Annotated in this window: 5 protein-coding genes; 2 read left to right on the forward strand and 3 right to left on the reverse strand. The window is 71.1% G+C overall.

What is annotated here, in order from left to right:
* Positions 1–736 precede the first annotated feature (736 nt).
* The gene (locus ND747_RS25725) at positions 737–2,368 is read left to right on the forward strand and encodes an aminopeptidase P family protein (RefSeq protein WP_251736780.1); all 1,632 of its coding nucleotides are present in this window, start codon (positions 737–739) and stop codon (positions 2,366–2,368) included.
* 247 nt (positions 2,369–2,615) lie between these two features.
* On the opposite strand, the gene ND747_RS25730 is transcribed toward ND747_RS25725, so the two are convergent.
* Complete coding sequence (locus ND747_RS25730; RefSeq protein ID WP_251736782.1) at positions 2,616–2,957, reverse strand: Lsr2 family protein; 342 nt, start codon at positions 2,955–2,957, stop codon at positions 2,616–2,618.
* A gap of 521 nt (positions 2,958–3,478) precedes the next feature.
* Here ND747_RS25730 and ND747_RS25735 point away from each other — a divergent pair.
* On the forward strand, positions 3,479–3,901 hold the full coding sequence (locus ND747_RS25735) for a hypothetical protein (RefSeq protein ID WP_251736783.1): 423 nt from the start codon (positions 3,479–3,481) through the stop codon (positions 3,899–3,901).
* A 270-nt stretch (positions 3,902–4,171) separates the two neighbouring features.
* Here the strand turns inward: ND747_RS25735 and ND747_RS25740 are convergent, their stop codons facing one another.
* Both ND747_RS25740 and ND747_RS25745 read right to left on the reverse strand, forming a co-directional pair.
* Positions 4,172–4,996, reverse strand: coding sequence for an ABC transporter ATP-binding protein (locus tag ND747_RS25740; RefSeq protein ID WP_251736784.1), 825 nt, complete (start codon positions 4,994–4,996; stop codon positions 4,172–4,174).
* A 150-nt stretch (positions 4,997–5,146) separates the two neighbouring features.
* Positions 5,147–7,058, reverse strand: a 1,912-nt coding sequence (locus ND747_RS25745; protein ID WP_251736785.1) for a SpoIIE family protein phosphatase, incomplete at its 5' end; no start/stop codon positions are given.

Consider the following 7,058-nt stretch of genomic DNA (forward strand, 5'->3'; position numbering starts at 1 on the left):
GCTTCGTCATCCGCGCCGGTGGGCATCGGTGCCCGGTACCTCCACCATCGGTACGGGTACCGCCTCTCGGCGCTCCCCCGGCCACCACCGCCGACCAGGCACCGGGCGGTGACGGACGAACAGAACACTCCTGGACACCCTCTCACCGATCCCGCGGTCAGGACACCATGAGCGCTGCTCTCGCCTGTCGCATGGCCGACGTCGACGCCCGGCCGGCCGGCCGGCGACATCCGCAGGCAAGGCCAGATCGGCCACTCTGCGGATCATCTGTCGGTTGGGCCGACCTACCGGCCGTCAGCCAGCCGGTCCCGCCTGCTCCCCTGGGAACACCCAACCGCGCCTGCGCCGCGATGGGATGTTTCGCACCGAAAATGCAGCACTCTGTCGCCCGGCCGGCTGGACAGTTCCAGCAACTAATATGTTTGCCCGTTTTGCGCACCGCGCGAGAACGTCCCGTCGCGCCGGCGCCCCGACCGCAGTGCCCGACCTCGTCCACATCGCACCCCGCCAGGAACAGTCAACATATGGCGACAGATAGTAACAGGTCGACAGATTATTCTGATCTTTGACAACCCGCCGGAGATCCACGTCCACCAACCCGTGGTCGGCGGCCGCATTCTGGGCCACGCTGGTTCGCCATGCGCATCAGGCTCTGCGTCCATCCCCGTGAGCAGCGCCACGGCGCAGAGAACGGGAGCACTACCCGGGGAAGCCCCGCCGCCCTACCGTTATCCGTATGAGTGGCCAGTCTGACGAAAGCACACCTGCACGGGCCGGCACGGGGGTACCCGAGGCCGCCCCGGCGGGACACGACGAGAACATCCGCACAGCCAACGGGGCGGATTCGACATCTTCTCCCGGCACCGGCCAGACGGCGGCGGATCGGCAACCGGCGGTCGGATCCGGGCGTGAACCGGGTCAGGTCAGCCACGATGAGGAACCGCATGCGGCGTTCCGGCGATTTATGGCGACCAGCTGGGCCCCGCAGGACAACGCTCTGCCATCCCGTGATGACTGCGCCCCCTACGCGGCGAAACGCCGTGCCTTGTTGGGCGCGCGGTTCCCGACGGACGCACTGGTCGTGCCGACCGGCGGCCTGCGGGTCCGGGCAAACGACACGGATTATCCGTTCCGTCCGGGAAGTGACTTCTTCTGGCTGACAGGTTGTCATGAACCGGACGCGGTACTGGTTCTGCTACCCAACGCGGCCGGCGAGCACCAGACGACGCTCTATGTCCCTGGTCGCTCGGACCGGTCCAGCTCAGCGTTCTACGCCGATCGCCGATACGGCGAACTGTGGGTGGGGCCCCGCCCAGGGGTGCGCGAGACACAGGCGGCGTTGGAGATCGAATGCCGGCCGCTGTCCGAACTCGCCGACGCCCTCGCCCGGTTGGCCCCCCGAAACACCCGGGTGTTGCGGGGAATCGACCCGCTGGTCGATCGCTCGGTGCTGCGCTGGTCAGCGGGCGGCTCGACCGTCGATCGCGATGCCCAGCTCGCCCAGGCGCTTTCCGAGCTGCGTCTGGTCAAGGACGACCACGAGCTCCTTGCACTCGACGAGGCGGTCGCGGCCACTGTACGTGGCTTCACCGAGTGCGTGGGAGAAATCGGCCACGCGATGACGTTGCCAAACGGGGAACGCTGGTTGGAGGGCACCTTCTGGCGCCGGGCCCGGGTGGACGGGAACGACGTCGGATACGGCTCGATCGTTGCCTGTGGACATCACGCGACAACGTTGCACTGGGTCCGCGACGACGGTCCGGTACGGGCCGGCGAACTGGCGCTGCTGGACATGGGGGTGGAGGGGCGTTCCCTCTACACCGCCGACGTCACCCGTACGCTGCCCATCACCGGCCGGTTCACACCGGTGCAGAAAAAGGTCTATGACGTGGTGCTACGTGCCCAGCAGGCCGGGATCGAGGCGGTCCGTCCCGGAGCGTCGTTCCTGGCTCCGCACCGGGCCGCGATGCGGGTCATCGCCACCGCGCTCGAGGACTGGGGGCTGCTGCCGGGCGGGGCGCAGGCGTCGCTGTCCGACGATCCGCAGGCGCCGGGCGCCGGGCTGCACCGGCGGTACACCCTGCATTCCACCTCGCACATGCTGGGGCTGGATGTGCACGACTGCGCCCAGGCACGGGACGAGGCCTACCGGGAGGGGACGCTCACCGCCGGGATGGTCCTCACTGTGGAACCCGGCCTGTACTTCCAGCCCGACGATCTGACGGTGCCCCCCGAGCTACGTGGCATCGGGGTGCGGATAGAAGACGACATCCTGGTCACCAGCCACGGAAGACGGAACATGTCGACCGCGCTTCCGCGAACAGCGGAAGAGGTCGAAAACTGGATGGGCCAGCACCTGTCGAACTGACGGAACGAACAGAGCCGACGACAGCCCGCGTCGACAGCGGGGCAGCGAGGCGCATTTTCCTGCCACACCGGCCGTTCCTGCCACACCAGCGGAGCCGGTGTGGCAGGAACACACCCTGGAAAACCTGACCGGCAGGTCCAGGGCCAGCGAGGCGCGCGGCCCGCGGTCGAATACCGCGGGCGCGACGGGTACTGCTACGGGGTCCACTGCTTCGAGCCTCGACCCGGAAAAGTGGGCAAGGCCGGGATCAGTGAGCCTTGTCGTACGCCTCAACGATGTTCGAGGCGATACGGCCACGGTCACTCACCGTGTATCCGTTGCTGCGCGCCCACTCACGAATGTCGGCGGTGCGGTCGGTTCCACCGGTACGCCGCGAAGCGGTACGCACGCCGCGGCGGGTGCTCGCCGCACGGCCGCCGGAACGGCGCGCCGCAGTGACGAACGGAGCCAGGGACTCGCGCAACTTCGTCGCGTTCTTCTCCGACAGGTCGATCTCATACTGCGCACCGTCGAGTCCGAAGCGGACAGTCTCGTCAGCCTCTTCTCCACTGAGATCGTCAATCAACGAGACGATGGTCTTCTGTGCCATGCCACTCTCCTTCAGGTCAGCGGACCGCAGAACTCACGCGTCTAGTATTACCACGAGAACACCAGGAACTGTCACGCGCGGTTGGACGGAGTCGCGAACTCGGGCCACCGAACACCAAGACACGGTCTAGCGCTCGACGGTGTGGTGCTCGGAGTGCGCAACCCAAAGCCGGGTGCCAAGGCCGACTCGATTGGGAGTGATCATGTTCTGCGAATCACACCTTCCGAGCCGAAACGCGGACCGCAAGCGGACAGTTGGGCGACCGTCGACCGCCCGGCGAGCATGTCCGCCGACCTTGGGACACCGATCGTGTTCGTCTACCGACTCCCAGGGCGATTGCCTGGCAATCGGCGGCCATGAGCCGGTCGGTGCTTTGGGACGCCGGCACCGGGAGCGGAACCGACCGGTACGAATGCCATTGGAGATCGGCGCGGTGGATGAGTACGCCTGATTCCGGCGCGGCCCCTATGCCGCGGCGCACGGACGAGTACCCACGGACGTGGGTGTTGGACGGTGCCAACGTGATTGGGGCCGGCGCGGACGGCTGGTGGCGCGATCGCTCGGGTGCCGCGAGACGGCTGCTCGCCGCCATTTCAGCGTGGCTCGACGACTGCGTCAGCGGCTCAGGATCGCCCGCGCTGTCGGGCCTTCCCATCCGGATCGTCGTTGTTCTCGAGGGTGCGGCCCGCGCCGGTCACCCGGCCGGTCCGGTCGCCATCCCGGTCCACACCGAACGAGAAACCCACGGGATACGGCCGGGTCGGCCGGTGGTCGAGGTCGTGCATGCGCCGGGCCATGGCGACGATGCCATCGTGGCCGCCACCCGGGCGGCCGGCCCGGGCACCCTGGTGGCCACGTCCGACCGGGCGCTCGGCGACCGGGTCCGGGCGCTCGGCGCCGAGACCCGCGGCGCCCGCTGGCTGCGCGACACGATCGGGCTGTGACCGATCCGGGTTTTGAACGACCGGGTACAGACGGGATATGGATCGGAGATTCGGACGACCGGATTCGCACCACCGGAGTCCGGACGATCCGCGTTCCCGATCCGGGTGGTAACCGCGGCCGACACGTGCCTTTCGGGTCCCTGGCCCTCGCTGTACGGCCGTACAACCCCGAAGGGAGCCCAGCACCCCGGCAACGGCCAGCTGACGGCCGTACGACCGCGCTGGAGGCCGCTGTCGCGGTGGGATGCAACAGCCCCGGCGAGAACCGCCTCAGACGCCGACGGAGACCGGACGGCGCACGGGCGGCCCGGCCGTGAGTCGGGCGGCATAGCGCCCCGACGTCACGGTGACCTCCAGGGGAATACCGAAGCAGTCCGACAGCCGGACGGCGGTGAGCACGTCGGCCACCGGGCCGGCGGCGCGGACCTCGCCGCCGCGGACCAACAGGGCATGGGTGACCCCGACCGGGATCTCCTCGACGTGGTGGCTGACCAGCACCGAGACCGGCGCGGTGGGATCGGCCGCGAACCGGGTGAGCCGGCGCAGCAGCGCCTCCCGCGCGCCGAGATCGAGGCCGGAGGCGGGCTCGTCCAGCAACAGCAGCTCGGGATCGGTCATCAGGGAACGAGCGATCAGCACCCGCTTACGTTCACCCTCGGACAGGGTTCCGAACCGACGTTCCTGCAGTTCCCGGCAGCCGAACTGGGCGAGCAGCGCCGCGGCCCGGTCGAGATCGACCTGGTCGTACTCCTCGTCGGCGCGGCCAAGAACCGACCAGCCGGCCGTCACCACCGCGTCGAGTACCCGTTCTTCGCGCGGGGGTGTCTCGACCAGGGCCGGGCTCACCACACCCACCCGGTAACGCAGGTCGAGCAGGTTCACGGCGCCCAGCCGATGGCCGAACAGCTCGACCGCACCGGCGGTGGGAAACAGCCGGCCGGAGGCCACCTGCAGCAGCGTCGTCTTGCCCGCCCCGTTGGGCCCGAGCACCACCCAACGCTGCCCGGCCGACACCTCCCAGCTCACGTCCCGCAGCAGGAAAGTCCCGTCGCGCACGACGTTGACGTGGTCAAGGCGCAGCACCGCGTCCGGCATGACCCTCACGTTACGCGACCCGTTCCACCCGACGGCGGCAGGACGGCCGCGACCCCGCCACACCAACCCGCAGCGCCCCGTCAGGCCACGGCTCCAGCTGCGGCCACCGGCCCTTTCGTCCGGCCGGGCGGGACGAAAGGGCCGCACGACTCAGCCGGCGACCGGATTCACGAGGTCGATCTCCGCCCACACCACCTTGCCCTCGGCGATCGGTCGTACGCCGTGGCGCACCGCGAGCCGGGAGACCAGATCGAGCCCACGACCGGCCTCGTCATCCAGTGCGGCGAGACGTCGGCGCGGCAGCCGGCCGCCGCCGTCCGCGACCTCGACGACCGCGCGGGTCCCGAGCATCCGCAGCCGCACGCTCAGCGGTGACCGGCCGTGGCGTACGGCGTTGCTGGCCAGCTCCGAGAGCACCAGGATGACGACGTCGACGAGGTCGGTGCCCAGCCGAGCCTCCTCCAGGGCGAGCCGGGCCTGGGCCCGAACCGGGCGCAGCCCGTCCGGGCCTTCCACGTTGACGTCGAGCAGCGTCGGTCCGGCCACCGGATCGGCGGCCAGCCGGGCGAACAGCAGAGCCACGCCCGGATCGTCCGGTGCCGGCTCGCCGTCCCGCCCGAGGCCCGCGCAGGCCGCATCGACCAGCGCGGTCAGCGGAGCGCCGGCCCCCTCGCCGATCCGGGCGAGCACCGCGGCCAGATCCGACACTCCGGCGTCGGCGTTGCGCCCACCCGCGCGGACCAGTCCGTCGGTGAACAGGGCGAGCAGATAGCCCTGGCCCAACCGGACGGTGTACTCGGTGGGGTCGGCCCCCGCTCCAAGCTCCGCGCGGGCCGCTCCCAACGGCCCGCCGACGGCCATGTACAGCCGGGAGACCAGCCCGTCGGGTGCCACCACCAACGGCGGCGGATGCCCCGCGCTGGCCAGCGTCAACACACCCGTGTCCACCTCGGCGATCGCGTACAGGCAGGTCGCCGACTGGTCGTCCGGTGCATCCGCGACGACCGCGTGCAGCAGGGCCAGCACCTCACCCGGGGGGAGGTCCAGGCGGGCGCAGGCCCGGGCCGCGGCGCGCAGCTGGCCCATGGTGGCGGTCGCCGCCACGCCCTGACCGTGGGCCTCCCCGATGACCAGCGCAACCCGGCCGGCGCCGAGGTCGATCACGTCGGACCACTCACCGCCGGCGTCACCGTCCCCGCCCGCGGCCAGGTAGCGGGCGGCGACCTGCAGCCCGGCCGGGGCGACCGGGTGGCTGCCGCGCAGGGTCTCCCGCAGCCGCGCGGCGCCGCCGAGAGCCGCCCGGTCGGCGTCGAGCCGTTCCAGGGCCACCCCGGCGCGGGCCGCGAGTTCGGTGAGAAACGCCAGGTCGGCTTCGGTATAGGGGGGCTGGGCCGCGGTGCATGTCAAGGTGATGACCGCCGTGGTACCCGCCGGGCCGACCACCGGCAGCGCGACGGTGGTGTGCGCGTCGATCTGGCGTAGCCAGCGGGCGGTGTCGGCCGGCGGCATCCAGTCGTCGGCGGCGTGGGTGATGATCCGCCCGGTTGCGGTCCGGGCCACCTCTCCAAGCGGCTGGGCCGCCACGGCCAGTGCCGCCGACCAGGCTGCCCGCGCCGCGTCGTCCGCGGCACCACTGCGGCTGGCCACGATCAGCGGTGCCAGTCTGGGCAGCGTTCCCGCACCGGACGACACCGCTGCGCCCACATCGCCCGGGCTGGCGTCATCGATCTCCCCGGCCTCGTCGGCCTCGCCGGCCTCCTCGGCTTCCTCGGTCGCATCGGTCGCACCGGCAGCCGCCGGCGCGGTGGGCGCCGTGGCCGCGGTTCCCGTCCGGACGACGCCGGGCGGGCCGTCCCCGCCGGAAGGCTGGGGGCTGACCAGGTGGATCGCGCAGACCTCCGCGACCTCGGTGGCAAGCAGCCGGGCGAAGGACCGCAGCATCGCACGGGCGTCGGCGCCGGTGGACACGGTCGCGGTGGCGCGGGCCAGCAGGTCCAGCCGGCCGTCGGCGGCCTGCCGGGCCTCGCGTTCGGTCCCGGCCGCGGCCAGTGCGGTGCGGCCC

It is taken from the genome of Frankia sp. R82 (assembly GCF_023716925.1).
In the GTDB taxonomy this organism is placed as follows: Bacteria; Actinomycetota; Actinomycetes; order Frankiales; family Frankiaceae; genus Frankia.

Excerpts from the sequence above, each read along its gene's own strand:
- ND747_RS25730 (WP_251736782.1), bottom strand. The coding sequence starts at position 2,957 with ATGGCACAGAAGACCATCGTCTCGTTGATTGACGATCTCAGTGGAGAA.
- ND747_RS25725 (WP_251736780.1), top strand. The coding sequence starts at position 737 with ATGAGTGGCCAGTCTGACGAAAGCACACCTGCACGGGCCGGCACGGGG.
- ND747_RS25740 (WP_251736784.1), bottom strand. The coding sequence starts at position 4,996 with ATGCCGGACGCGGTGCTGCGCCTTGACCACGTCAACGTCGTGCGCGAC.